Consider the following 26,356-nt stretch of genomic DNA (forward strand, 5'->3'; position numbering starts at 1 on the left):
GCGTCCGGCGCTCCCGGGCCCGCCCGGGACAGGCCGGGCAGGTGTGGTGCGGCGTGGTGCGGCAGGGGCCGTGCGCTCAGCGGGCGTCATGGGGTCGTGCGCTCAGCGGGCGGCAGGAGCCCAGTCCGTTCAGCGGGCGAGCAGCTCCAGCTCCGTCAGCAGGTTGTGCCGGGCCCTCGGCTCCCACACGTCCGCCCCGTGCGGCGTACGGAACAGCCGCGGCAGCCCCAGAAGCTGCCGCAGCACGGCCGCCCGGCCCTCCCGGAACGCCTCGTCGGGCACGAAGCCGTACTCCTCGCGCACCTGGGCCGCGTACTGCGCGTACTCCTTCGGCGACGCCGCCAGGATCGCCAGGTCCGCGTCGCACAGCACCTCGCCGTTGGTGTCGCCGTCGGCCGGATCGTGCGAGACCGTGAGCCGGACCAGCCGGGCGACCTCGGCGGCGGTCCCGGCGGGCACCCCGGCCTCCGGCAGTGCGCGTTCGGCGAGGACGGCGCTGCGCTCCTCGTTCTCGGAGCGGTCGGGGCGGTAGACCGCGTCGTGGAACCAGGCGGCGAGCCGTACGGCGTCCGGGTCCGCGGCATGGCCGGCCAGCGTGTCGATGTGGTCGAGGACCGCGGTCAGGTGCGCGGTGGTGTGGTAGCGCCGCTGGCGTTCCGCCCAGCGTTCCAGGAGGTTGTCCGCGTACGGCAACGGGTCCGGGCCTTCGGCGTCGCCCCGGGCCGCGACGAGACAGTCGCGCCAGCGGCGGCGGAGCACGTCATCGGGGCTGCTGCGGCGGGCCCGGGCGGTTTCGTCGTCCATGCCTGTGAGGTTACGACCTCACCCGTGATCGGCGGCGGGATCAAGGACCGCGGGTTCGCCGAAGGCCAAGTCCGACGGAGGTCGGGATGGTTGGCTGGGGGCATGGCTGACGAGCGCGATCCCGAACTGCCCGGTCTCCTCCTGCGCACCGAGCGAGACACCCTCCTGCCGCTGCTGCGGTCCGCCGCCGGGAGCGATTTCGGCCTGCGCACCGCGTGTCCCGGCTGGACGGTGCGCGATCTCCTCGCGCACTGCGGTTCCGTGCTGAACCGGGTGGTGGAGCGCCGGTTCGGGCCGGACGTGTTCAGCCCCGAGTGCAACGACCGCGACATCGCCGAGCGCGCCGACTGGACGGACACGCAGGTGGTGGACGAGCTGGAGTGGGGGATGGCCGAGGCCGGTACCTCCATCGCCAAGGCGGGCGGGGTGCTGGACGCGGTCGCACTGGGGGAGTGGATCCACGCGGGGGACGTGCGCGAGGCATGGGGCCTCGAAGGGGCCTACCAGGGCGCCGGACTGACACACGCGCTCACCCTCCTCGCCCCGTTCACCCGGCACCACAGGACGCCGCTGCTGGTCGCGCGGCTGGAGGACAGCGGCGAGGAGCTGACCATCGGGACCCCGCACGAGGGTCGGGCCCCCGGACGGTACCGGGGGGACGGCGCGACGTTGATCCGGCTCTGTGCGGGCCGGTCGCTGGTGGGGACGCGGTACGAGCTGGAGGGCGTGAAGGAGAGCGAACTGTTCGTCTTCTGACGCGCTGTCCTCTCTCTGCCGAGCGGGCGCGCGGAATTCTGCCGAGCGCGGGCGCGGACGTGTGGACGACCGCGCCCGCGAAGGCGCTAACGTGCGCTTCGTGACGAATCCGATGAATCCTGCGGACCGGGGGGACGAGCCGGCCGCGGCGGCTCCCATGGATCTCAACGCCGATCTCGGCGAGGGGTTCGGGCGCTGGTCGCTCACCGACGACGAGGCGCTCCTCGCGTGCGTGACCAGCGCCAACGTGGCGTGCGGCTTCCACGCGGGGGACCCCTCGGTGATGCGGCGGGTCTGCGACACCGCGGCCGCCCGGGGCGTACGGATCGGCGCGCAGGTCTCGTACCGCGATCTGGCGGGCTTCGGGCGCCGCTCCATGGATGTGCCGGCCGACGAGCTGGCCGCCGAAGTGGCTTACCAGATCGGTGCGTTGAGAGTGTTCGCCGAGGCGGCCGGTACCACCGTCTCGTACGTCAAACCGCATGGCGCCCTCTACAACCGCGCGGTCCGCGACGACAAGCAGGCGGCGGCGGTGATCGAGGGCGTCCGGCTGGCGGGCGGTGACCTGGCCGTTCTCGGACTGCCCGGCTCCCGGCTGCTCGTACGGGCCGCCGAGGCGGGGCTGGTCGCGGTCGAGGAGGCGTTCGCCGACCGCGCGTACACCCCGCAGGGCACGCTCGTGCCGCGCGTCGAGCCGGGCGCCGTCGTGCACGACGGGGACGAGGTCGTGCGCCGCAGTGTCGGAATCGCGGTCGACCGGCGCGTGATCGCCGCCGACGGCGAACGGATCGCGGTCGCGGCCCGGTCCCTGTGCGTCCACGGCGACACTCCCGGAGCGGCGGTGCTCGCCCACCGGGTGCGGGCCGCACTGGAAGAGGCGGGCGTCGTGGTGCGGGCGTTCGCGTGAGCACGCGGACTCCGGACGGGCAGGAGCGCGGCCGGCCGCCGGTCGTGCTGCCCGCCGGACCGGACGCGCTGCTGGTCGAGCTGGGCTCCGGGGAGGAGACGGAAGCCTTCCACGCGGAGGTGCTGCGGCGCCGCGCGGCGGGTGAACTGCCCGGCGTGCGCGAGGTCGTGCCCGCCGCGCGGACGGTCCTGCTGGACGGCATCGCGCGGGACACGGCCGGGCTCGCCCGTGAGCTGGCCTCGTGGCGGGTACCGCCGCTGCGCCGGGACACCGGCGAGCTCGTGGAGATCCCGGTCGTGTACGACGGCCCGGACCTGGCCGGTGTCGCCGAGGCGTGGGGGGTCGCCGTCGCCGAGGTGGCCCGCATCCACGCCGGGACCGGATTCCGGGTCGCCTTCTGCGGGTTCGCCCCCGGCTTCGGCTACCTGACGGGCCTGCCGGACCGCTTCCACCTGCCGCGCCGGGCGACTCCGCGGACCCGGGTCCCGGCCGGTGCGGTGGCCCTGGCCGGCCCCTACACCGGCGTGTACCCGCGCCCGTCCCCCGGCGGCTGGCAGCTCATCGGCCGGATGCCGGACCCGGCCGCCCTGTGGAACCCGGACCGCGAACCGCCCGCACTGCTGGCGCCCGGGGCGCGGGTCCGCTTCGTCGAGGCGGGGACGGGGGCGAGCACGAGCACGAGCACGAGCACGAGCACGAGCACGGGGACGGGTACGGGCATGGGCACGGGGACGGGCATGGGCACGGGGACAAGTACGGGGACGGGTACGAGTACGGGCACGGGGGCGGGGGCGTGAGCGCGGGGATCGAGGTCGTCCGTGCCGGGGCCCTGACCACCGTGCAGGACGAGGGGCGGTTCGGCCACGCGCACCTGGGGGTGGGGCGGGCGGGCGCCCTGGACGCACCGTCCGCCCGGCTCGCCAACCGGCTGGCCGGCAACCCCGTCACCGCGGCCCTCCTGGAGACGACCGCCACCGGCTGCGCGGTCCGCCCGGGCCGTGCGGTGCGCGTGGTCGTCGGCGGCGCCCCCTGCCGGGTGACGGTGGACGGGCGGCCGGTGGCGTGGGGCGCCGCGGTGCGCGTACCGGCGGGCGCGGTGCTGGACGCCGGGCCGGCGGCGTACGGGCTGCGCGGCTACCTGGCGTTCTCGGGCGGCCTGGAACCGGAGCCGGTGCTCGGGAGCCGGTCCGCCGATCTGCTCTCCGGGCTGGGGCCGGCGCCCCTGCGTGACGGCGACGTGCTGCCGCTGGGCCCGCCCGCGCCGGTTGGCGCCCCGTACGCCGGGGCGGTGCCGTGGCCGGGGGTGCCCGACGAGCTCGTGCTCCCGGTGCGCTTCGGCCCCCGCCACACCTGGTTCACGCCCGCGGCCCTGCGCACGCTCACCACCGCGGCGTACCGCGTCTCCCCGCACAGCAACCGCATCGGCCTGCGCACCGAGGGCCCGGCGCTGGAGCGCGCCCGGCAGGGCGAACTGCCCAGCGAGGGCATGGTGCTGGGTGCGATCCAGGTCCCCCCGGACGGCCGCCCGGTGGTGTTCCTGAACGACCACCCGACGACGGGCGGCTACCCGGTGGTGGGCGTCGTCCCGGAACCCGCGCTGGCGGCGGCGGCCCGGGTGGTGGCGGGGACGGTGGTGCGGTTCGTGCTCGGCGTGAGGTGATCGGCCAGGACGCTCCTCAGGTCACGGCGGGCAGCCCGAAACGGTCGGTGATGATCCGTATCGTCACAGCGCCGTCGGCGTTGAACGACGGGTCGGCGTCGTACGCCGGGGTCTCCCGGCCGACGATCCCGGCGTCCAGCAACTCCCGTACCAGCAGGTCGCCGCTGCGACGCGACTCGCGGCGCCGCCCGACGTTGAAGTACGTCTTGTTGAACCCGCCCCGGCTGTGGGAGAAGTTGAACGGGTGCTCGTCGCAATGCGGGATCGCGTAGTTCTGCCCGTGCGGGCACTCGCACGCGGGGGTGGAGGCCAGGAACACCGTCTCCACGCGATCGGGCCCGCCGAACCGTTCCGCGTAACGGAAACCGGTGATGTCGCGTGCCAGATCCATGACCGCCCGCCCGCTCAGGGCGGTCGCGTCATGCGTCACCCAGGACCAGCCGTTCGACTCGCCCGCGGTGCGGACGGGACACCTCGCCTCCGTGAAGACGTCGACGAGGGTCGGCAGGTCCAGGCCTCTGGCATAGGTGACGAACGTGTTCGGGGCGATCGCGTTCACTTGGCCGTCACCTCGAGGGAGAGCGGGGGCGACGGCAGGGCGAAGCAGTCCGCCAGCGCCTTCACCAGCCGGTCGTCCGCGTCGTCCTCGTGGTCGAGGCAGTCGTGGCCGTCTTCCGTCTTCCACTTGTCGCACTCCGCCCCGGGGCCGATGAGGTTCGCGGCGAGGAGCTCGGCCGATATGTGGTCGGGGTTGTCGCCCAGTCGCTGCCCGATGTCCTCGAAGCTGAAGTGCAGGGTGGTACGGCCGCTGCGGAGGTAAGTGAAGTTGGGCCCGTGCGCCTTGGCACTGCACGGCTCGGTCTCGAACACGATGACCTCGGTGCCCTCCGGGCAGATGCTCCGGTAGTCGACCGGGTCGTAGTCCTCGGTCCCCTCCTCGAACATGTCGTGTACCGCCCAGGCCCAGCCGCCCGCCTCACCGTGGGCGAGCGGCTCGCGGTGCAGTCCGCGAAGGCCCTCGACCAGTGTGTCGGCGGACAGCCCGCGGGCGAGGACGAGGTTCACCTCGTGGCCGGGAAACGAATCGTGCATCCAGCTGATCATGCCGGAACCCTAAACTCAGCCACTGACAACGGGCTTGCTCGGCAGCCCCGTTCGAGGAGAGAAGAGCGCGTTGCGTGTGGCCCCCGCTCGAAGGGGGAGAGCCATGGTGCGCGGATACGCCGACAGGCGGCCGGAGGCCCGGCTCCCCGGAGGGAGCCCGGCTCCGGCCGCCCGCGGGCGGGGACGCGCAGTCGGTCACACCCCGGCCTTGAACCCCCGCAGCCGCAGTGAGTTGCCGACCACGAAGACCGATGAGAACGCCATCGCCGCACCCGCGATCATCGGGTTCAGCAGCCCCGCCGCGGCCAGCGGGAGGGCGGCCACGTTGTAGGCGAAGGCCCAGAACAGGTTCGTCCGGATGGTGCCGAGGGTCTTCCGCGACAGCCGGATCGCGTCGGCAGCGGCCCGCAGGTCCCCCCGGACCAGGGTCAGGTCGCCGGCCTCGATCGCCGCGTCCGTACCGGTGCCCATCGCGAGGCCCAGGTCGGCCTGGGCGAGGGCGGCCGCGTCGTTCACGCCGTCGCCGACCATCGCGACCGAACGGCCCTCGGCCTGGAGGCGCTTGACGACGTCGACCTTGTCCTCCGGCATGACCTCCGCGTACACCTCGTCGATCCCGACCTCGGCCGCGACCGATTCCGCCACCGCCCGGTTGTCACCGGTCAGCAGGATCGGCGTCAGGCCGAGTGCGCGGAGCCGCTTGATCGCCTCGGCGCTGGTGTCCTTCACCGCGTCGGCCACCTCCAGGACCGCACGCGCCTCGCCGTCCCAGGCGACCGTGATCGCCGTGCGGCCCGCGGTCTCCGCTTCGGCCTTCCGGCGCGCCAGCTCCGCGGGGAGGTGGATCTCCCACTCGGCCAGCAACTGCTCACGGCCCACGAGGACCGCGTGGCCCTCGACGACGCCCTGGACGCCGAGGCCCGGGATGTTGGCGAAGTCCTCGGGGGTGGGGAGGGGGGCGGTGATGCGTTCGGTGGCTCCGGTGGCGACGGCCTGTGCGATGGGGTGTTCGGAGGCGTGTTCCAGGGCGCCGGCGAGGCGCAGTACGTCGGTTTCCGTGGTGCCGGGGGTGGTGTGGACGGTCCGGAGGGTCATCTTGCCGGTGGTGACGGTGCCGGTCTTGTCGAGGACGATCGTGTCGACGCGGCGGGTGGTCTCCAGGACTTCGGGGCCCTTGATGAGGATGCCGAGCTGGGCGCCGCGTCCGGTGCCGACCATGAGGGCGGTGGGCGTGGCGAGGCCGAGGGCGCACGGGCAGGCGATGATCAGTACGGCGACGGCAGCGGTGAACGCGGCCGTCAGCCCCGAGCCGTTGCCGAGCCAGAAGCCGAGCGTGCCGAGCGCGAGCGCGATCACGACGGGGACGAACACCGCCGAGATCCGGTCGGCGAGGCGCTGGGCCGCCGCCTTGCCGTTCTGCGCGTCCTCGACCAGCTTCGCCATCCGGGCCAGCTGGGTGTCGGCGCCGATCCGGGTCGCCTCGACGACGATCCGGCCGCCGGCGTTGAGCGTGGCGCCGGTCACCGGGTCGCCGACGCCGACCTCGACGGGGACCGACTCACCGGTGAGCATGGACGCGTCCACCGCCGAGCTGCCCTCGACGACGGTGCCGTCGGTGGCGATCTTCTCGCCGGGCCGGACCAGGAAACGGTCCCCGACCTGGAGGTCCGCCGTTTCCACGGTCACCTCGCGGCCGTTGCGCAGGACGGTCACCTCCTTGGCGCCCAGTTCGAGCAGGGCCTTCAGCGCCGCGCCCGCCTTCCGCTTGGAACGGGCCTCGAAGTAGCGCCCGGCCAGGATGAACGCGGTGACTCCGGCGGCGGCCTCGAGATAGATGTTCCCGGCGCCGTCGCTGCGGCCGATGGTCAGCTCGAAGGGGTGCGTCATGCCGGTCATTCCGGCGGTGCCGAAGAAGAGCGCCCACACCGACCACAGGAACGCGGCCGAGGTGCCGACCGAGATCAGGGTGTCCATGGTGGCCGCGCCGTGCCGGGCGTTGGTCCACGCGGCACGGTGGAAGGGCCAGCCGGCATACGTGACGACGGGCGCGGTGAGCGTCAGCGAGAGCCACTGCCAGTTGTCGAACTGGAGCACCGGGATCATCGCCATCGCGATCACCGGCACCGCGAGCAGGACCGCCGTGATCAGCCGCTGCCGCAGCGGGCGGAGCTCGTCCTCCTCGGTGGCCGCGGACTCGGCGGGTGTGTCGCCGCGACGTACCGGCGGAGCGGGCTCGTGCGCGCTGTAGCCGGTCTTCTCGACGGTGGCGATCAGGTCCTGCACGGAGACGTCCTCGCCCCGGTAGCTGACCCGCGCCTTCTCGGTGGCGTAGTTGACGGTGGCCTCGACCCCGTCCATTCGGTTGAGCTTCTTCTCGATACGGGCCGCGCACGATGCGCAGGTCATCCCGCTGATGGCGAGCTCGACCTCTGCGGCGCCGGTACCGGTGGTACCAGTGGTGGCTGCGGTCTGCGCGGACACTGGGCCTCCTCGGTCGTTGGATCGTTTATACCCCTAGGGGGTATGCAGTGCTGATTCAGGTATACCCCCTACCCCTATAAAAAAGCAAGAGTGATCCATCGTGGATGCGCGGATTCCGGGCGTTCGGTCGCCCGGCATGCGTCTGACCTCGCGTATCTTCACGTGCGCGTGAGGCTGTGCCCTTGGCCGCCCGACCCGTAGGCTGGCCATTGGACTAGACCTATAGCTGCTTCCTGGAGGATTGGGTTCCCATGAGCAACCGTGCAGTCCTGGAGGTGATCGCTCTCGACGCGGAGGACGCGGTCGCTGCCCAGGCGGGTGGTGCGGACCGGCTTGAGCTGGTCACCGACATGGCGGCGGACGGCCTCACCCCGTCCCGTGCGACCTTCGCGGCGATCCGCGCCGCGGTGGACATCCCCCTGCGGGTGATGCTCAGAGTGGCGGACGGCTTCGCGGCCGGTGACATCGATGTACTCGTGACCAGGGCGCGCGAGCTGCGGTCGGAGGGCGCGGACGAATTCGTGTTCGGCTTCCTGGACGCGGACGGCCGCCCCGATCTCGTCGCGGTCGAGCGGATCATCGCCGAGCTGGACGGCTGCCACTGGACGTTCCACCGCGCGATCGACCGCGCCGCCGACCGGGACGCCCTGCGCAAGTCCCTCGCGGACCTTCCGGGCCTGGACACGTATCTCACCGCGGGCTCGGCGGCCGGGGTGGACGACGGCATCCCCACGCTGCTGGTCGAGGCGGCCCGCAAGGGGGAGCCGGGGTACGAGCAGCAGATCCTCGTCGGTGGCGGGCTGCGGCTCAGCCACCTGCCGGAACTGCTGGAGGCGGGCATCGACGCCGTCCACATCGGCGGTGCGGCGCGGCCCGGCGGGTGGTCGGGACCGGTGGACGCGGCGGCGGTACGGGAGTGGCGGGACGTGCTCGACGCGTAGGCGGTCGAGAGCCTGCGTTGCAGGCGTTACGGGCGGGGCGGGATGCCAGGTGACGGCATCCCGCCCCGCCCGTTGTCGTGCCCGGCGGCGACTCCGCGAAACTATGGAGCGGCGGCCGCCCTCGGTGGTCGCGAGGGTTCCGGCGCTGCGGGCGCCTACAGCTGGGTCGTGGCAGTGGGGGTCCGGCCGCTCTGGGCCTGCCCGGCGCGCTCGGTGAGCATCGTCAGCAGGGCATTCAGCACCTGGGTGTCCGGTTGCTGGGAGCTGCCGCCGTAGGCGACACGGGCCACGATGGTGCCCACCCGGATCACGGCCCCTTCCGTCAGGACCGTGTGACCCGCCGAATCGTCCTGGGCGGTGAATCCGGTGCTTTGGTCGGCCACCGGGGTGATCGGCATCGTCGTCGTGCCGTCGAGATGCAGCGCTATGCCGGCGACGGCCCTGTAGCCGGCCTCGGCTGTGCCGACACTGTCGTAGGCGTACACGCGGAACTCGGCCTGCGCCTCGCCCGTGGAGTCACCGAACCTGGCGCGGCCGTGGTGGATCTGGCCCCGACAGCCTTCTTCTCCCTCGGCGCAAGGGGAGTTGTCGACTCCGAGGCCTTCGCTGCTGGAGTCGGATCCGGGAGCGAATGACCAGTCGTCCGGCAGGCTCGTCGGCTCAGGGAAGATCGCCTTGAAGTGTTCGACGTCCTTGATCGCTGCGGTCTTGTCCCCTCCGGTCGCGCCCTCATCGCCCTGCGACGGTTCGGCGCCGGAGCCCGTGCGCGAGCCGTTCGAACCGGACGACGGGGTGGCGGCCTTCGCGTCGTCGTCCGGGCCCAGCGTGTGAATCACGCCGTACATGCCGAAGACCAGCAGGGCCACCACGGCCAGGACGAGGGCGGCCAGCGCCACCTGGTTGCCGGGCGTCCTGTTCAGGGTGACCGGCCCGATCGTGATCGTGCTCTTCTTGACCGCGCCGCCGATGCTGATGGTGTTGATGTCCCCCGCCGACTGCACGGCGGTCAGGCGCAGGGCCTCCTGAACCTGCCGGGCGAAGCCGGGGTCGGCGGCGAGCGCGGCCGTGAGCTGGGCGAGGACCTGGTCATCGGCTCCGGCCGCGGCCGGATCCCCGTCGAGCTGGTCCAGAGCCGCCCTCCCCTCCTCGGCCGCGCCCAGGCGTTCGCGTACCAGGCGGCGCACTTCCGCGACTGCCGCACTGCTGAACTCACTGCCCACCGCGTTCGTCAGCCCGGTGATCATCGGCATGACCAACGCGCCGAGTTCCTCTGCTCCCACGCCCGCCCCCATGTGTCGACGCATCGATCAACTCGCGTCCCAAGTATGGGTGTTGACGAATTGAGCGGCGCCGGAAACGCGTGAGGAGGCGCGGGGCCCGCCCGGGGGCGGTTCCACAGGCTGGTGCTGTCATGACCCTGGTGCAACGAACGCCCCGGCCTCCACAATGAATCAGCGATGTGGGAACGCTCCCACTGCGTCTCCCTAGCTCTGTCCATCACGTATGGGAGCGTTCCCACCGTATTCTGCCGCGCGCCCGCCCCGCTCCTCCGCACCGTCGCTCCTCCGCACCGTCGCTCCTCCGCACCGTCGCTCCTCCGCACCGTCGCTCCACTGCCGCCGCCCCCTACCGAAAGGCCCCCGGTGAACGCCTCTCCGCCCCCGTCCCCCACCGGTCGCGCCCGCGCCCGGCACGGGCGCCGTGCGCTCGGGACACTGGCCCTCGCCGCACTGTTCGGCGCCGTCCTCACCGCGCCGGGCGCCACCGCCGATGACGCCGGCTCCGCCCCGGAGCAGATCACCAACGGCGACTTCGCCGCCGGGACCGCCCCCTGGTGGTGGACCGCCAACACCGCCGCCGCCGTCACGGACGGCCGGCTGTGCACCGGCGTACCGGGGGGAACGGCCAACCCGTGGGACGTGATCGTCGGCCAGAACGACATCCCGCTCGTCGCGGGGGAGACGTACACCCTCACCTACACGGCCACCTCCACCGCCCCGCTCTCCATCCACACCAACGTGCAGATGGCCACCGAGCCGTACAGCACCGATCTGTCCGCGACCGACACGATCGGCGCGGACGCGGTCCCCGTCACCCATGTCTTCACCGCGTCCACCGACCGCGACGCTGCCCAACTCGCGTTCCAGATCGGCGGCAACGACGAGGCGGCCGCCTTCTGTCTCGACGACGTGTCCCTGCGCGGCGGCGCCGAACCGCCCGTGTACGTGCCCGACACCGGCTCGCCCGTCCGCGTCAACCAGGTCGGCTACCTCCCGCAGGGACCCAAGAGCGGCACCCTGGTCACCGAGGCGACCGAGCCGCTGCCCTGGACCCTCAGAGCGGCCGACGGAACGGTCGCCGCCACCGGCACCACCGTCCCAGGCGGAGTCGACCCCACCTCACGGCAGAACGTCCACACCTTCGACTTCAGCGACGTCACCACCCCCGGCGACGGCTACACCGTCGAGGCGGACGGGCAGGTCAGCGAGACCTTCTCGATCCGGGGCGATCTCTACGACAGCCTGCGCAGCGACTCGCTGGCGTACTTTTACCAGAACCGCAGCGGCATCGCGATCGACGCGGCCCTCGTCGGCGAGCAGTACGCGCGCCCGGCCGGACACCTCGGCGCCGCCCCCAACAAGGGCGACACGGACGTGCCCTGCCAGCCAGGGGTCTGCGACTACCGGCTCGATGTGCGGGGCGGCTGGTACGACGCCGGTGACCAGGGCAAGTACGTGGTCAATGGCGGCATCGCGGTCGCCGAACTGATGGACACCTACGAGCGGACCCTGACGGCCGACGGAGCGGAGTCCGCCGAACTCGGCGACGGCGCGCTGCGGGTCCCCGAACACGGCAACGACATCCCGGACATCCTCGACGAGGCGCGCTGGGAGCTCGACTTCATGATGCGCATGCAGGTCCCGGCCGGGCAGCCGCTCGCCGGAATGGTCCACCACAAGGTGCACGACGCCCAGTGGACCGGGCTGCCGATGATGCCCCACCTGGACCCGCAGCAGCGCGAGCTGCACCCGCCGACCACCGCCGCGACGCTCAATCTCGCCGCTGCGGCAGCCCAGTGCGCCCGGCTCTTCGCTCCGTACGACGCCGAGTTCGCCGACCGGTGCCGCAGTGCCGCCGGGGCGGCGTGGAGCGCGGCGAAGGCCCACCCGGACATCCTCGCCGACCCGGACGACGGTACGGGCGGCGGGACCTACAGCGACGACGACGTCTCCGACGAGTTCTACTGGGCCGCCGCCGAGCTCTTCACCACCACCGGCGCCGACACCTACCGCCAGGCCCTCCTCGGCTCCCCGCTGCACGGTGACACCGACGCGGTCTTCCCGGCCGACGGCGGCATGTGGTGGGGCGGGACGGCCGGACTCGGCGTCCTCACCCTGGCCACCGTGCCCAACGACCTGACCGCCGGCCAACTGGCCCAGGTCCGTACCGTGCTGACCACGGCAGCCGACCGCTACGCGGCACAGACCGAGGACCAGCTGTACGGCGTCCCGTACGCACCAACCGGACAGAACTACGTCTGGGGCTCCAACAGCCAGGTGCTCAACAACATGATCGTGCTGGCCACCGCGGCCGATCTCACCGGGAAGGCCGAGTACCGCGACGCCGTACTGCGCGGCGCCGACTACCTCTTCGGACGCAACCCGCTCAATCAGTCGTACGTCACCGGGTACGGCGAGCGCAGCTCCGAGAACCAGCACCACCGGGTCTGGGCCCACCAGAGCGACCCGTCCCTGCCCCACCCGCCCCCCGGCTCCCTCGCGGGCGGCCCCAACCTCACCGCCCCCACCTCCGGGGACCCGGAGGCCGCGGCGAAGCTCAAGGGCTGTGCGGCGGCGATGTGTTACCTCGACGACAACGGCTCGTACGCCACCAACGAGGTCGCCATCAACTGGAACGCGCCGCTGGCCTTCGTCGCCTCCTACCTGGACGACGCCGGTGACGGCGCGGGCCCGGCACGCTCCTGCCGCGTCACGTACTCCTCGCACCCGTGGAACACCGGATCGACCACCACCGTCACGGTGAAGAACACCGGCACCGAGGCGCTCACCCCCTGGTCCCTGACCTGGCTGCTGCCGGGCGACCAGAGGCTCGGCCACACCTGGAGCGCCGAACTCACCCAGTACGGACGGACGGTCACCGCCGCACCGCTGTCCTGGAACCGCACCCTCGCACCGGGTGCGGAGGTCGACTTCGGGTTCAACAGCAGCGTCTCGGGTACGGCCGCCGACCCGGGCACGGTCAAGCTGAACGGGAGGGCTTGCACGGCCGGGTGAACAACGACGGTGTGCGGGGCGGACATCCGCCCCGCACACCGTCGTTCATCAGGCCAACTCCTCCGGCAGCGGCGCCGCGTGAAGAACGATCAGTCCGGACACGGCACGGGTCAGGGCCACGTACAGCCGGCGCAGCCCCGTCCGCTCGTCGGGCTCGCCGTCGACCACCGCCGCCGGTTCGTCCAGCACCACGTAGTCGTACTCCAGGCCCTTCGCCAGCGACGCCGGGACCAGGGTCAGCCGGGACTCGGCGGTCGTCTCCATGCCGGGGGAGAGATAGGCGTGGCCCGCCGCGGTCAGGGCGGCCGCCAGCGCCGGGATACGGGCGTCGGCGGCGATCAGGCCCGTCGAACCCTCCTGCTCCAGCGACTCCTCGCAGGCCGCGACCACCGCCGCGTCCAGCGCGTCCGCGCCCGCCACCTCCCGTACCGACAACGAGCCGGGCGACTCACGCACCGACTCGACCGCCGTCAGACCCGGTGAGATCACCGGCAGCAGCCGTGACGCGTACGCGATCACCTCGCGCGGCACGCGGAAGCCCGCCGTCAGCTCCTCCACCACCGCGTCCGACTTGCCCAGGTGATGCAGCGCCTGGGCCCAGCTCTGCGTCGACCACGGCGTCGTGCCCTGCGCCAGATCCCCGAGGACCGTGGCGGAACCGGTCGAGCAGCGCCGGCCGACCGCCCGGTACTGCATGGGGGAGAGGTCCTGCGCCTCGTCGATCACGACATGGCCCAGCGAGTGCGTACGCGCGACCAGGTCCATCGCCTCGTCGATCAGCACCGCGTCCGCCGCCGACCACTTCGCGGACTTCACGCTGCGGGCAGGCTTGGTCCACAGGATCGCCTTCTGCTCGTCCGCGGTCAGCAGCCCGTCCGCCTGTGCGGCCAGGAACTCCGGGTCGGACAGCAGTCGCAGCACCAGCTTCGACGGGTCGACCGCGGGCCAGACCGCCTTCACGGCCGCCTTCACCGCGGGGGTGCGCGCCACCGCGTTCTGCACCCGGTCGTCGGGCGCCTCGCCCGCCTCCTCCATCCGCACCAGCACGGCATGGGCGATGCGCTGCGGAAGGGCCTCGTGCGCCGCCCCGTAACGCATGTCGCGGGCCAGCAGCTCGTTGACCATCTCCTCGATCTCGTACGCCGGGACCCGCCAGCGCCGGGAACCGCGCACCACCATCACCGACTCCGTCGGCGGCGTCACATGCGAACGGATCGCCCGCCGCAGCACCTCCGCCATCCGGGCGTCGCCCTTCACCACGGCGGCCGGCGCCTCGTCCGTGCCGCGGACCTCGACGTGGGCCGTCACCAGGTCGTCGACGGTCGCCTGCTTCACCTCCAGCTCGCCGAGGGCCGGCAGCACCTGCTCGATGTAGTGCAGGAAGGACCGGTTCGGCCCGATGACCAGCGTCCCGGTGCGGGCGAGCCGCTCCCGGTGCGCGTACAGCAGATACGCGACCCGGTGCAGGCCCACGGCGGTCTTCCCGGTGCCGGGGCCGCCCTGCACACAGACCGAGCCGCCGAGCTCGCTGCGGACGATCTCGTCCTGTTCCGGCTGGATCGTCGCGACGATGTCGCGCATCGGCCCGACACGCGGCCGCTCGATCTCCGCCTGGAGCAGCTTGCTGGTCTGCGCCGCCTCGGAGGGGTCGGTGAGGTGCTCGTCCTCGTACGCGGTCAGCTCGCCGCCCGTGTAGCCGAAGCGGCGCCGCTGTCCGACGTCGAGCGGGTCGTTGCGGGACGCCCGGTAGAACGGCTGCGAGACCGGGGCCCGCCAGTCGATCACCATGGGGTCGCCGCCGGCGTCGTGGACGTGGCGGCGCCCGATGTAGAACTGTTCGCCCTCCGCGCCCTCCGCCTTCTCCGCGCCGACCACGTGGAGGTAGTCCAGCCGTCCGAAGAAGAGCGGGGTGTGGGCGAGGTCGGCGAGCGACTTGATGCGGTCGGTGATCTGGGCCTGCAGCACCGCGGCGTTCACCCAGTTCGCCGTGACATCGCGGATGTCGAGGGCCTGGGCGTCCTCGCGCATGGCCCGCAGCGCGGCGCGCGAGGCGGCGAGATGGGCGCGTTCATGAGCGAGGGGGTCGGTAGTGGTGGTGTCGCTTTCGTGTTCGTGCGCGGGCACGGTGTTGCCTCCGGCATTCAACGCGGGACGGCGGGCCGCACCCTCGTCCCCGGCCGGTGACCGGGGGCGATGCGGTCCGCTCGGGGATCGATCACTAGTACGTACGAGGGCGTGCGTACGGCTGTCGGCCGGTTTCCGTCCGGTCGGCGGCGCTCCCCCGGCTGCCGGCGCGGGCCCTTGCGGGCTGCCGGTACCACGGTGCGGGAGGCGGGCAGACCGGCGATTGTATCGACGGGCCGGGCCGGGCGCGAACGAATACCGGCGGATGACCGCGGGGTCCACCCCGTAGGGGACGGCGTGCGACCACAGGGGTAGGCGTGGCTCCGTCACCTTCAGCCTGCGGGCCGACGCCTTTGCCGGCCGTGCGGAGCACCATGGAACACATGAGCACCGTCATCCTGAACCCGCGAAAGACCGGCCCCGCGCACGGCGCGACCGCGGTCACCGGTCACCACTACGGCCACCTCGTCGGTGACGCCCTGCGCGCCGCCGGGATCTTCGCACGGGCCGCGTTCGACGTCGTCGTCCTCGGTGAGTACGCGCAGGAGGCGGGCGTCCGCCGCACTCGCTGAGCCCGACGCACTCCCGCCCCTGCGGACGCTCAGTTGTCCGTCAGCAGCTCGTCGGCGTCCACGATCCGGTACGCGTAGCCCTGCTCGGCCAGGAACCGCTGGCGGTGGGCCGCGAAGTCCTGGTCGATCGTGTCGCGGGCGACCACCGAGTAGAACCGTGCCTCGTGCCCGTCCGCCTTCGGCCGCAGCACCCGGCCGAGCCGCTGGGCCTCCTCCTGGCGCGAACCGAACGTGCCGGACACCTGGATGGCGACGGTGGCCTCCGGCAGGTCGATGGAGAAGTTCGCCACCTTCGACACGACCAGCACGCTCAGCTCGCCCTGCCGGAAGGCGTCGAAGAGCTTCTCCCGCTGGGCGTTGCTCGTCTCGCCCTTGATCACCGGGGCGTTCAGATGCTCACCCAGCTCGTCGAGCTGATCGATGTACTGCCCGATGACCAGGGTCTGCTCACCCTTGTGCTTGCGCACCAGCGCCTCGGTGACCTTCCGCTTGGTCGCGGTCGTCGCGCAGTACCGGTACTTCTCCTCGGCCTCGGCGGTCGCGTACGCGAGCCGCTCGCTGTCCGTCAGATTGACCCGTACCTCGACACAGTCGGCGGGCGCGATGTAGCCCTGCGCCTCGATCTCCTTCCACGGGGCGTCGAACCGCTTGGGCCCGATCAGCGAGAAGACGTCCGACTCGCGCCCGTCCTCGCGCACCAGCGTCGCCGTCAGCCCGAGCCGGCGGCGCGCCTGGAGGTCGGCGGTGAACTTGAAGACGGGCGCGGGCAGCAGATGCACCTCGTCGTAGATCACCAGACCCCAGTCGCGGGAGTCGAACAGCTCCAGGTGCGCGTAGACGCCCTTACGGCGGGTCGTGAGCACCTGGTACGTGGCGATGGTGACCGGCCGGATCTCCTTGCGGGTACCGCTGTACTCGCCGATCTCCTCCTCGGTCAGCGAGGTCCGCTTCACCAGCTCGTGCTTCCACTGCCGGGCGGAGACGGTGTTGGTGACCAGGATCAGCGTGGTCGCCTTGGCCTGTGCCATGGCGCCCGCGCCCACCAGCGTCTTTCCGGCCCCGCAGGGCAGTACGACCACACCCGAGCCGCCGTGCCAGAACCCCTCGACGGCCTGCTGCTGGTAGGGCCGCAGCGCCCAGCCGCTCTCGTCCAGCTCGATCGGGTGCGCCTCGCCGTCCACGTAACCGGCGAGGTCCTCGGCGGGCCAGCCCAGCTTCAGCAGCGTCTGCTTGACCTGCCCGCGCTCGGACGGGTGCACGGCCACCGTGTCGGGGTCGATCCTGGCGCCGACCAGCGGCTGGACCTTCTTCGACCGGAGGATCTCCTCCAGGACGGGCCGGTCGGTGGAGGTCAGCACCAGGCCGTGGACCGGGTGCTTGGAGAGCGTGAGGCGGCCGTAGCGGCCCATCGTCTCGGCGATGTCGACGAGCAGTGCGTGCGGTACGGGGTAGCGCGAGTACTTCACGAGCGCGTCGACGACCTGCTCGGCGTCGTGTCCCGCGGCCCGCGCGTTCCACAGCCCGAGCGGGGTCAGCCGGTAGGTGTGGATGTGCTCGGGCGCGCGCTCCAGCTCCGCGAAGGGCGCGATCACGCGGCGGCAGGCGTCGGCCTGCTCGTGGTCGACTTCCAGGAGGAGCGTCTTGTCGCTCTGGACGATGAGGGGTCCGGTCACGCGCTTCGGCCCTTTCTACTGCGGGGTGGCCGTGTACCGGCCAAACATCCAGTGTGCCGTACGCGGTGGCGGGGTGCGTGGTTCCTTGGTTCGGGGTTCCGTCCTCAATCGCCGGACGGGCTTGGTGTGCGGGTCGCTCCGCGGGGTGCGTGATGTTCGGTGGGTGGGGGTCCGGTGCCCCTCCGGGGCGTCTCCTCGGACGACGAACGTTCGGCGGGTATGCGAGGGGACCCGGGTATGTGTTCGTCGTCCTGCGGGGACTCCCCTGCACGGCCCCGGACCCGGCCGTCCCGCGTCTGCGGCAGTCGTACCGCCGGGGTGCGGACGCACACAATGCAGGGGTGGGGCCGTGCAGGGGAGTCCCCGCAGGAAATGGCGTACGACCCGGGTCCCTCACGGACCCGGGTGAACACGCCATTTTTGAGGAGACGCCCCGGAGGGGCACCGCCCCCCACCCACCGGGCATCGCGCCACGTGGGGCACCCGCGCCCAAGCCCGTCCGGCGATTGAGGACGGAACCCCGAACCAAGGAACCCCGCACACCGAACCCGGAACCCGTTCCCCCGGACCGTCAGGTCCGCTGGTCGTCCGCCAGTTCCGCCACGCCCGTGATCCGGTGCAGGGGGTACGTGCGGACCTCGTCGGCCGTGTGGTCGTACGCCGTCACGTAGCCGCCCTCGACGCGGACCGGGGCGATCACGCGCTGGCTGGCGGCGCCCTCCGCGTTGACGTAGCCGATCCAGATCGCGGAGCCGGTCATGGCCGCGGCCTGGACGGTGACCAGGGTCTCGGCCGATGTCGTACGGGGCAGCGCGCCCGCGGGCGTCGAGGGGCCGGTGTCCTTGTGGACGATCGTGGCGGCCGTGTCCCCGGCCCGGATCGCCCGGACCGCCGCGCCCAGCAGCGTGGGGTCGGGGAGCGGCGGGCCCTCGGGGACGGGGGCGGGGGCCGCGCGGGGCGGGGTGCGGCGGGCGCCCGCGCGGGTGATCAGGACGTCGCCGTCGGCGGACTCCGCGGCCGGCGCGTAGCCGAGTTCGCGCAGGCCGTCCAGGAGCGAGGCCGGGTCGATCTGGGCGGCCAGGGCCGTGGGGGCGAGGCGGCGCAGCCGCAGGGTGGCCGAGCGCTTGTCGGCGAGGATCTCGTTGAGGACGGCCTCGTCGTCGCAGCGCACGTACGAGGAGGCGGCGCCGATCCGCAGGTGGCCGTGGCGGCGGGCGACGTCGTCGATGAGGTAGCTCAGCGGCTGCGGCACCGGCGTACGGCTGTGCGCGGCGAGGAAGGCGTGCAGGTCGGCGGCGGACTGCCCGGCGTCCAGGGCGCGGCGTACGGACCCGGGCGTGAACCGGTAGACCGTCGCGCCGCCCTTCGACTCGATGTCGGCGACGGCGGCGAGCATGTCCGCGAGCGGGCGTTCCAGCGGGCCCGGGGCGACGGCGGTCAGGTCGGCCTGGAGCAGCACGTGGTCCAGGGGCTCCGGGAGGAGCGGGGCGAGCGCGGCGGCGGCCTCGGCGGGGCCGGTGGACAGCAGGGCGCGGGACTGCGAGGCGAGGGCGCCGCGGCCGGTGATGCCGAGGAGCTCGGACTCGTTCAGCGTCCAGAGGGCGATCCGGGACCGCAGGTCGGTGGTGTCCCCGGCGGAGGCGGACGCACCGCGCAGCGGGCGTTCCCAGCGGAGCCGGGCGAGCAGGGTCTCCGGGTCCGGGGCGGTGCCCGGGGGCAGTGCGGCGAGCAGGGTCAGCACGCGGTGGCGGACCTCGGGGGCGGCGGAGCGGTCCAGGTCCGGGCCGAGGGTGGACAGGGCGCGGCCCTTGGCGTCCTGGCCGCCCACCAGCCCCGGGGTGCGGGTGGCGGCGAGCCAGGCGGTGGCGAGGCGTACCCAGCGGTCCTGGGCGGGGAGTTCGGTCCAGTCGTCGTACGCGGGGGTCGGGGCGTACCGCTCGTCGGTCTCGCCGTCGGAGGCCAGTAGCCCGGCGGCGTGGGCGAGTTCGATCCAGAACGCGGCGACGGGCTCCGACACGTCCAGGACCGCCGCGGTCTTCTTCAGCTCGCGGACGCTGAGGCCGCCGGCCCGCAGTATGGCGGGGCCGCCGCCGTTCCAGCTCTTCAGGAGCTCCTCGACGGTGGACACGGACAGGAACGCCTGGCCCGCCGCCGCGCTGTCCACAGCCTGTGGATCGCGTTCGGCGGCGGCGGCCACGACGGGCGGCCGCGGCTCGGGCACCCGGTGGGCGCGACCGGCCCGCAGATGCAGCGCGGCCTCGCGCGGCAGCACGACGGTGCGGGTCGACACGGGCAGCAGCAGCCCGCGGTCGCGCAGCCACTTCACGGGCGGGGTGGGGTTCGGGGTGACCTCGCCGTACGGCGGGCCCCAGACCAGCCGGTCCAGCACCGACAGCGCCTCCATGGGGGCGGTGTCGAGGAGTTCGCCCATCCGGGCCCGGTCGGTGAACAGCCCGGCCAGGGCGGTCACCGCGGAGACCGGGTCGTGGGTGGCGGGCAGCCCGGCCGCGGTGAGGATCTCCTGGAGCCGGCCCGGCGACATGCCGGCGGTGGCCTCCGCGACGGTCGGGCCGAGACCGGTGGGGGAGGGGTGCTGCGGCGACGGTGCGAGGAGTTCGCGGGCGGTCCGCACCAGGTGCAGCCGTTCGTCCTCGCCCCAGACGAGGGCCTGTTCGCGCAGGGTGCCGAGGGCCCCGGGCAGCGCGTCGACGATGGCGGCGCCCGCGTCCCCGTGAAGCTCGCCGTCGTCCCGGCCGTCGCCGGTGAGCAGGCTGAGCAGGGTGTCGTAGGGCGCGGGATCCGGCGCTACCGCGAGCGCCTCGGCGGTCTGCAGGGCGAACCGGTCGAGGTGTTCCAGGGCGCGGACGACGGAGGCACGGGTGCCCGCCCGCGTCGCGAGCTGGGTGATGTCGTTGGGCACGGGGTTGAGGAGGTCGGGCCGGGCACGCAGCAGCCCGGCCAACGACTCGTCGTCCCGGGCGCGCAGAGCCTCGGCGAGCGTCCGCGGTGGTGTGGTCATCCCCATCCGTCCCACGGTAGTCGCTCCGGGCGGGCCCGAGGGCGCTACCGTCGGTGCAGGTCGGTAGAGGGGAACCATCGCGTGGGGATCGAGAGCGATCAGCTGGTCTACGACTACCTGAGCCGGGTCGGGGACATGGCACAGCGACAACAGCTGCCCTCGGGCACCCGGATGAGGCTGGTGTCGGAGCTGCGGGGCGAGATCGACCGGCAGCGGGTGAAGCAGGCCGCGGACACCCCTGCGGCGGTGCGCCGCATCATCGGGAGGCTCGGCACCCCCGACGAACTGGTCGCGGCCGCGGCCTCGTCGGCCGACGGATCGGTGCCGTTGCCCCAGGTGCCGGAGCAGGGCCCCGCGGAGGCGGCCGGGATCCCGTGGCCGCGCAGGCCGAAGCTCCGCAAGGACAGCCGCGGGGACGGCGGCAGGACCGGCCGGAAAGACAGTTCGGGCAAGGGCGCGTCGGAGGCGCCGGCGGAGATGTCCGGCGCGTCACCCGGGGTGTCGGCCGGCGGCGGACCGTCCGCACCGCACCGGGCGGGCACGGACGAGCTCGGACCGTCCGGGAGCGAGCCGGACTGGTGGCGCGTCGAGCCGGGCCCCTTCGGCGAGTTCGGCGAGGGGACCGAGGTGCCGGGGTTCCGGGGCGGGGTGGAGATCCCGGCGCTGCTGCGGCCACCGGGGGCGGAGCCGGACGAGGAGCCCGGGGAACCGGGGGAGGGGGAGTACGAGGACGTCGAGGAAGAGCACGAGGAGGCGGCGGCTTCGCGGCGGCGGTGGCTGCCGAGGCCGCGCCGCTCCCAGGGCGTTGAGGGCGCGGCGTCGCGTGGCTTCTCGCACCCCCTCCTGCTGCTCGCCGCCGCACTGCTGGTGACCGGCGCGGTGATGGGCTCGCTGCTGGCCGTGGCGGGCGGCTGGCTGCTCGCGTACAGCTCGCGCAAACTGTCCCGCGCGCAGGCGAAATGGGCGGCGCTGGGGCTGCCGGGAGTGGTCGCGGTGGGCGCTCTCGTCTGGCTGTGGGGCCGGATGGACGGGCGGTGGGGCGCGCCCATCGGGGACGGGCAGATGGGCCCGGCGATCGGCCAGACCTGGCCGTGGGTGCTGCGGGGTGCGGCCGTGGCCTCCGCGCTCTACCTGGTGTGGCGGGCGCGGAGGCCACGGGCGTGACGGGCCGGGCCGTGACAACCGGGCCGTGACCGGCCGGGCAGTGGCGGCCGGGCCTGTCACGGCCCGGGTCCGGCCGTGGCCGTGAGGCCTCGTCAGCCGGTCATCTTCGTCTGGAACTCGTTGAGGATCCGGTCCGCGGCGGTGTAGCCGATGCCCGCGATCCACAGCCGGTCGTCGACCTTGAAGACCTTGCCGTCCTTGGAGGCCTTCAGCCCCTTCCACAGCCCGCTCTTCATCGTCCGGGTCGTGCCCGCCTTGTCCGGGTCGCCGTACGTCGAGGTGAAGACGGCGTCCGCGTCAGCGAGGTCGATCTTCTCGGGCGACACGTCGTAGGAGAAGCCGTCCTTGGCCTTGTCGGTGATGGCGGGGCGGCCCATGCCGATGTCGGCGAAGATCGAGCCGATGTAGTTCTGCTTGCCGTAGATGCGGATGTCCGCGCCCTCGACGAAGCGCACGAAGTTGACGTCGGTGGCCGCCGCCTTCTCCTTGCCGCCGATCGCCGCGGTCACCCTCGCGACATGGGCGTCGTACGCGGCGACGACCTTCTTCGCCTCGGCCTGCTTGCCGAGCGCCTCCGCGTGGACGTGGAAGTTGTCCTTCCAGGCCGATCCGGTGGACTCCGTCATCACGGTCGGGGCGATCGCGCTGAGCTGCTGGTAGCGGTCGCCGTCGCGGACCTTGCTGGTGAGGATCAGGTCCGGCTTCAGGGAGGCGACGGTCTCCATGTTGGGGTTGGCGATCTCACCGACCTCCTTGATGTCCTTCGTCTTCGCCGCGGGCAGGTAGGCGGGGAAGCCGTCCTCGGTCGCCGAGTGCGTCCCGCCGACGGGCCGCACGCCGAGGGTGAGCGCGGAGTCCAGCTCACCGGTGTCCAGGACCACGACGCGCGTGGGGTGCACGGGGACCTTCACGTCACCCATCGCCGTCTTGACGGTGTGTGTCCCGCCGGCCGGTGAACTGTCGTCGCTCTTGCTGCCGGAGTCCGAGGAGCCGCAGGCGGAGAGTGCGAGTGCGCCGGTCAGGGCGAGTGCGCCGAGAGTGAGGCCACGGCGGCGGACGGAGGAGCCCATCGATTGCCTTTCGTAGGGGGTGCGCGGATTCAGGACGCCTGCGCGGGCTTCCAGGGAGCCCCCGGCACGACGAGCGGCGAACCCGTCACCGGGTCGGGGACGATCACCGCCTCCAGACCGAAGACCTCACGGACGAGTTCGGCGGTGACGACGTCCTCGGGGCGGCCCTCGGCGACGATCCGGCCCGCCTTCATGGCGACCAGGTGGTCGGCGTACCGGGCGGCCTGGTTGAGGTCGTGGAGCACCGTCACCACGGTCCGGCCGCGGGTGCCGTCGGCCGCCGGGGCGGCGAGCCGGCGCACCAGGTCGAGGACCTCCACCTGGTGGGCGATGTCGAGGTAGGTGGTCGGCTCGTCGAGCAGCAGCAGATCGGTCTCCTGGGCGAGCGCCATCGCGATCCACACCCGCTGGCGCTGCCCGCCGGAGAGCTCGTCCACCGACCGGGTGCCGAGCGCGGTGATGTCGGTGCGCTCCATGGCGTCCGTCACCGCCCGCTCGTCCTCCTGGGACCACTGCTGCCACCAGTGCTGGTGGGGCTGGCGGCCGCGGGCCACCAGGTCGGAGACGGTGATCGCCTCGGGGGCCACCGGGGTCTGCGGGAGCAGCCCGATCGACTGGGCGATCTTCTTCGTGGGGATCCTCGACAGCTCGGTGCCGTCCAGCAGCACCGCCCCGCCGCGCGGCTTGAGGAGGCGGCCCAGCGCCCGCAGGGTCGTCGACTTGCCGCAGGCGTTCGGCCCGACGATGACCGTCACCCGGCCGTCGGGGACGGCCAGGTCCAGCTCGTGGACGACGGTGCGGTCCTCGTACGCGAGCGTCAGCCCGCGCACCGTCAGCCGGCTGGTCACGGCGTCCTGCTGCCGGGTCGTGGTCATGCGTTGCCTCCCCTGCGGCCACTGTGACCGCGGATGATCAGCCAGATCAGGTACGGGGCGCCGACCGCCGCCGTCAGGACGCCCACCGGGAGTTCGGTGGGGGAGAAGAGCCTGCGGGCCAGCAGGTCCGCGAAGACGACGATCACCGCGCCGAGCAGTGCCGAACACAGCAGCGGGATCTGCGCGGTCCGGGTCATCCGGCGGGCGATCTGCGGGGCGAGCAGGGCCACGAAGTCGACCGGCCCGGCCGTCCCCGTCGCCACCGACGCCAGGATCACGCCGAGCGCGACGAGCCCCAGCCGTACCCGGCCCAGCCGGACCCCGAGCGCGGTCGCCGTGTCGTCGTCCATGGTCACGGTGCGCTGGGCGCGGGCGGCCCACAGGACGGCGGGCAGCAGGATCAGCAGCGTCCAGCCGATGGGTGCGGCCTCGTCGTAGCCGCGGCCGTTGAGCGAGCCGGTCATCCAGATCTGCGCCTGCTGGGCGACGAGGTAGTCGCCCTTGGTCAGGAACAGGGTGGTGACCGAGCGCAGCGCGATGGCGAAGCCGATGCCGATCAGGACGAAGCGGGTGGCGTGCAGCCCGCCGCGCCAGGCGAAGGCGTAGACGAGCGCCGCGGCCGCGACCCCGCCGATCACCGACAGGTACGGCAGCACGGTGTACGAGGTGATGCCGAACGTCATCGCGCCGACCGTGAGCGCGCTCGCGCCCTGGCTGATGCCGATGATGTCGGGGCTGGCGAGGGGGTTGCGGGCCACGGTCTGGATCAGCGCGCCGGCGATCCCGAACGCGAGGCCGACGAGCAGCCCGACGACCATGCGCGGCAGCCGCAGCGTGCCGACGACGAGTTCGTCGGCGGACGGCCGGCCCAGGACCACCTTCAGGACCTCGCCCGGCGCGACGAAGCTCTCGCCGACGCAGAGGTACGCGACACAGACGGCGGCCAGCAGCGCGACGAGCGCGGCGGCGACGACCGCGGCCCGGCGGTGCAGCAGGAACCGGCCGCGCGCCCCGATCCGTACGACGCTGTACCCGGCGGGCCGCACGGCGGCCGTGGTGGCGCTCACGCGGGCACCGCCTTCCGGCGCACCAGCGCGACCAGGAACGGCACCCCGATCAGTGCCGTCATCACACCGGCCGGGATCTCGCTGGGCGGGAAGACGATCCGGCCGACCACATCGGATACGAGCAGCATCACGGGTCCGATCAGAGCGGCCATCGGCAGCACCCAGCGGTGGTCGCTGCCGACGATTGCGCGGGCGATGTGTGGAACGGCGAGGCCGATGAACGCGATCGGCCCGGCCGCCGCGACGCCGACGCCGGTGAGCACGGTGGCACCGATGCCGCCGACGATCCGTACCGTCGCGATCTTCTGCCCGAGCCCCTTCGCCATGTCCTCGCCGAGCGCCAGCGCATCGAGCCCGCGGGCCACGGAGAGTACGAGGACCGTCCCCACCAGCAGGAACGGCCAGATCTGCTGAGCCACCTGGGCCTCGCGGCCGGCGATCGAGCCGACCTGCCAGAACCGGAACTCGTCCAGCGCGGACGCCTTCGTCGTCAGCACGGCCATGGTCACCGACACCAGCAGCGCGTTGATCGCGGCGCCGCCGAGCGCGAGCTTCACCGGGGTGGCGCCGCCGCGCCCGCTGGAGGCGATGGCGTACACCGCGACGGAGGCGACGGCCGCACCCGCGAAGGCGAACCAGACGTACCCGGTGAGCGTGTGGACACCCGCGTACGCGATGGCCAGCACCACACCGACCGAGGCGCCCTGGCTGATGCCGAGGATGCCGGGGTCGGCGATGGGGTTACGGGTGATGCCCTGGAGCACCGTGCCGGCGAGGGCGAGGGCGGCGCCGACCATCAGCCCGATCAGGGTGCGGGGCACCCGCATGTTCCGGATGACCTCGGCGGCGTCGGAGTGCCCGCCGTGCAGCAGGGCGTCCAGGACGGCGGACGGGGCGATGGGGCGCGCCCCGACGGCGAGGCTGAGCAGTACGGCGAACAGCAGCGCCAGGACGGCCGCCGCCGTCATGAGAGCGCGTCTGGAGCGGCGTGGTGCGGCGGCTGACATCGGACCCAATCGAAAAGCGAAGCATGGTTAGGCTTGGCTAAGTCTAAGCACCGGCTCCGTGGGACCGTCCGGGGGTGTGCGGAGTCCTGCACGCCCTCGGCACAATGGCAGTCATGGCTTCGCACGCGCTGATGGTCGGCTTCGACCTGGACATGACGCTCATCGACTCCCGGCCCGGCATCAAGGCCGCCTACCTGGCGCTTTCCGCCGAAACCGGGGCGGTGATCGACGCCGACCTGGTGGTGAGCCGGCTGGGCCCGCCGGTGGAGGACGAGCTGGCGAACTGGTTTCCGGCCGCGGAAGTGGCCGCGGTGGCCGACCGGTACCGCGAGATCTATCCCACACACGCGATCGTCCCGACGCTCTCGATGCCCGGGGCGCGGGAGTCGGTGGCGGCGATCCGCGAACTGGGCGGCCGGACGATGGTCGTCACTGCCAAGTACGAGCCGAACGCGAAGCTGCACCTCGCCCATCTGGGGATCGAGCCCGACGTGATCGTGGGCGGCCTGTGGGCCGAGGCGAAGGCGGATGCGCTGCGGGAGCACGGGGCGGGCGTGTACGTGGGCGACCACACCGGCGACGTACGCGGAGCGCGGGTCGCGGGCGCGCTGTCGGTGGGCGTGACGACGGGCCCGTGCGACGCGGAGGAACTCCGGTCGGCGGGGGCGGACGTGGTGCTGGCGTCGCTGACGGAGTTCCCGGCGTGGCTGGAGACGTACGCGGCGTAGGACTTCGGCGGGGAGCGGGCGCGGGATCGCGGAGCGCGTTCCCGCTCACTGGTCGGACCGTGACCAAGGGGATCCCTCAGCCATGGGTTCCGATAATCCGGCGGCAGCG

Annotated in this window: 21 protein-coding genes; 9 read left to right on the top strand and 12 right to left on the bottom strand. The window is 72.9% G+C overall.

Going from position 1 to position 26,356, the window contains the following annotated elements; translation table 11 throughout:
- Positions 1 to 129 precede the first annotated feature (129 nt).
- Complete coding sequence (locus tag FHX80_RS16395; RefSeq protein ID WP_145764859.1) at positions 130 to 804, bottom strand: HD domain-containing protein; 675 nt, start codon at positions 802 to 804, stop codon at positions 130 to 132.
- A 102-nt stretch (positions 805 to 906) separates the two neighbouring features.
- Here FHX80_RS16395 and FHX80_RS16400 point away from each other — a divergent pair, with 102 nt between their 5' ends.
- The 4 genes from FHX80_RS16400 (at position 907) to FHX80_RS16415 (ending at position 4,127) form a co-directional block, all read left to right on the top strand.
- Positions 907 to 1,560, top strand: coding sequence for a maleylpyruvate isomerase family mycothiol-dependent enzyme (locus FHX80_RS16400; RefSeq protein ID WP_145764860.1), 654 nt, complete (start codon positions 907 to 909; stop codon positions 1,558 to 1,560).
- Between the two features lie 157 nt (positions 1,561 to 1,717).
- Positions 1,718 to 2,467 carry a LamB/YcsF family protein gene (locus tag FHX80_RS16405; RefSeq protein WP_145767331.1) on the top strand — a complete coding sequence of 250 codons (750 nt, stop codon included), beginning with the start codon at positions 1,718 to 1,720 and terminating at the stop codon, positions 2,465 to 2,467.
- A complete protein-coding gene (locus FHX80_RS16410) occupies positions 2,464 to 3,264 on the top strand; it encodes a 5-oxoprolinase subunit B family protein (protein ID WP_244318299.1) in 801 nt (266 codons plus the stop codon). The genes FHX80_RS16405 and FHX80_RS16410 overlap by 4 nt, the downstream gene beginning before the upstream one ends.
- A complete protein-coding gene (locus FHX80_RS16415; RefSeq protein WP_145764861.1) occupies positions 3,261 to 4,127 on the top strand; it encodes a 5-oxoprolinase subunit C family protein in 867 nt (288 codons plus the stop codon). Before FHX80_RS16410 ends, FHX80_RS16415 begins: the two co-directional genes overlap by 4 nt.
- Positions 4,128 to 4,143: 16 nt before the next feature.
- On the opposite strand, the gene FHX80_RS16420 is transcribed toward FHX80_RS16415, so the two are convergent.
- From FHX80_RS16420 to FHX80_RS16430, 3 genes are all read right to left on the bottom strand, one after another.
- Complete coding sequence (locus FHX80_RS16420; RefSeq protein ID WP_145764862.1) at positions 4,144 to 4,686, bottom strand: hypothetical protein; 543 nt, start codon at positions 4,684 to 4,686, stop codon at positions 4,144 to 4,146.
- On the bottom strand, positions 4,683 to 5,231 hold the full coding sequence (locus FHX80_RS16425; protein ID WP_244318301.1) for a hypothetical protein: 549 nt from the start codon (positions 5,229 to 5,231) through the stop codon (positions 4,683 to 4,685). The genes FHX80_RS16420 and FHX80_RS16425 overlap by 4 nt, the downstream gene beginning before the upstream one ends.
- Before the next feature lie 195 nt (positions 5,232 to 5,426).
- Positions 5,427 to 7,712 (bottom strand): heavy metal translocating P-type ATPase, encoded by a 2,286-nt coding sequence (locus FHX80_RS16430; protein WP_145764863.1) that lies wholly within the window; start codon positions 7,710 to 7,712, stop codon positions 5,427 to 5,429.
- A 251-nt stretch (positions 7,713 to 7,963) separates the two neighbouring features.
- Between FHX80_RS16430 and FHX80_RS16435 the strand changes: the two genes are divergently transcribed.
- On the top strand, positions 7,964 to 8,653 hold the full coding sequence (locus tag FHX80_RS16435) for a copper homeostasis protein CutC (protein WP_145764864.1): 690 nt from the start codon (positions 7,964 to 7,966) through the stop codon (positions 8,651 to 8,653).
- A 155-nt stretch (positions 8,654 to 8,808) separates the two neighbouring features.
- Here FHX80_RS16435 and FHX80_RS16440 read toward each other — a convergent pair whose 3' ends face one another.
- Positions 8,809 to 9,933, bottom strand: a complete 1,125-nt coding sequence (locus FHX80_RS16440; RefSeq protein ID WP_145764865.1) for a hypothetical protein — start codon at positions 9,931 to 9,933, stop codon at positions 8,809 to 8,811.
- A 363-nt stretch (positions 9,934 to 10,296) separates the two neighbouring features.
- Here FHX80_RS16440 and FHX80_RS16445 point away from each other — a divergent pair, with 363 nt between their 5' ends.
- Entirely contained in the window at positions 10,297 to 12,948 is a 2,652-nt protein-coding gene (locus tag FHX80_RS16445; protein ID WP_145764866.1) for a glycoside hydrolase family 9 protein, read from the top strand.
- 48 nt (positions 12,949 to 12,996) lie between these two features.
- Here FHX80_RS16445 and FHX80_RS16450 read toward each other — a convergent pair whose 3' ends face one another.
- Positions 12,997 to 15,072 (bottom strand): HelD family protein, encoded by a 2,076-nt coding sequence (locus FHX80_RS16450; protein ID WP_145764867.1) that lies wholly within the window; start codon positions 15,070 to 15,072, stop codon positions 12,997 to 12,999.
- 383 nt (positions 15,073 to 15,455) lie between these two features.
- Here FHX80_RS16450 and FHX80_RS16455 point away from each other — a divergent pair, with 383 nt between their 5' ends.
- Complete coding sequence (locus tag FHX80_RS16455; protein WP_145764868.1) at positions 15,456 to 15,644, top strand: hypothetical protein; 189 nt, start codon at positions 15,456 to 15,458, stop codon at positions 15,642 to 15,644.
- Between the two features lie 29 nt (positions 15,645 to 15,673).
- On the opposite strand, the gene FHX80_RS16460 is transcribed toward FHX80_RS16455, so the two are convergent.
- Together FHX80_RS16460 and FHX80_RS16465 are read right to left on the bottom strand one after the other, a co-directional pair.
- Positions 15,674 to 17,317, bottom strand: a complete 1,644-nt coding sequence (locus FHX80_RS16460) for a DNA repair helicase XPB (RefSeq protein ID WP_145764869.1) — start codon at positions 17,315 to 17,317, stop codon at positions 15,674 to 15,676.
- A 571-nt stretch (positions 17,318 to 17,888) separates the two neighbouring features.
- Positions 17,889 to 20,342 (bottom strand): helicase C-terminal domain-containing protein, encoded by a 2,454-nt coding sequence (locus FHX80_RS16465; RefSeq protein ID WP_145764870.1) that lies wholly within the window; start codon positions 20,340 to 20,342, stop codon positions 17,889 to 17,891.
- A 75-nt stretch (positions 20,343 to 20,417) separates the two neighbouring features.
- Here FHX80_RS16465 and FHX80_RS16470 point away from each other — a divergent pair, with 75 nt between their 5' ends.
- On the top strand, positions 20,418 to 21,500 hold the full coding sequence (locus tag FHX80_RS16470) for a hypothetical protein (RefSeq protein ID WP_145764871.1): 1,083 nt from the start codon (positions 20,418 to 20,420) through the stop codon (positions 21,498 to 21,500).
- Positions 21,501 to 21,592: 92 nt separating this feature from the next.
- On the opposite strand, the gene FHX80_RS16475 is transcribed toward FHX80_RS16470, so the two are convergent.
- The 4 genes from FHX80_RS16475 to FHX80_RS16490 are packed head-to-tail and all read right to left on the bottom strand — an operon-like array spanning position 21,593 to position 25,519.
- On the bottom strand, positions 21,593 to 22,570 hold the full coding sequence (locus FHX80_RS16475) for an ABC transporter substrate-binding protein (protein ID WP_145764872.1): 978 nt from the start codon (positions 22,568 to 22,570) through the stop codon (positions 21,593 to 21,595).
- A gap of 29 nt (positions 22,571 to 22,599) precedes the next feature.
- Positions 22,600 to 23,445: an ABC transporter ATP-binding protein gene (locus FHX80_RS16480; RefSeq protein WP_145764873.1), complete on the bottom strand. Its 846-nt coding sequence runs from the start codon at positions 23,443 to 23,445 to the stop codon at positions 22,600 to 22,602.
- A complete protein-coding gene (locus tag FHX80_RS16485) occupies positions 23,442 to 24,512 on the bottom strand; it encodes a FecCD family ABC transporter permease (RefSeq protein ID WP_145764874.1) in 1,071 nt (356 codons plus the stop codon). The genes FHX80_RS16480 and FHX80_RS16485 overlap by 4 nt, the downstream gene beginning before the upstream one ends.
- Positions 24,509 to 25,519, bottom strand: coding sequence for a FecCD family ABC transporter permease (locus FHX80_RS16490; RefSeq protein ID WP_145764875.1), 1,011 nt, complete (start codon positions 25,517 to 25,519; stop codon positions 24,509 to 24,511). The genes FHX80_RS16485 and FHX80_RS16490 overlap by 4 nt, the downstream gene beginning before the upstream one ends.
- Before the next feature lie 104 nt (positions 25,520 to 25,623).
- Here FHX80_RS16490 and FHX80_RS16495 point away from each other — a divergent pair, with 104 nt between their 5' ends.
- Positions 25,624 to 26,247, top strand: a complete 624-nt coding sequence (locus FHX80_RS16495) for an HAD family hydrolase (protein WP_145764876.1) — start codon at positions 25,624 to 25,626, stop codon at positions 26,245 to 26,247.
- The last annotated feature ends 109 nt before the right edge of the window (positions 26,248 to 26,356 follow it).

It is taken from the genome of Streptomyces brevispora (assembly GCF_007829885.1).
In the GTDB taxonomy this organism is placed as follows: domain Bacteria; phylum Actinomycetota; class Actinomycetes; order Streptomycetales; family Streptomycetaceae; genus Streptomyces; species Streptomyces brevispora.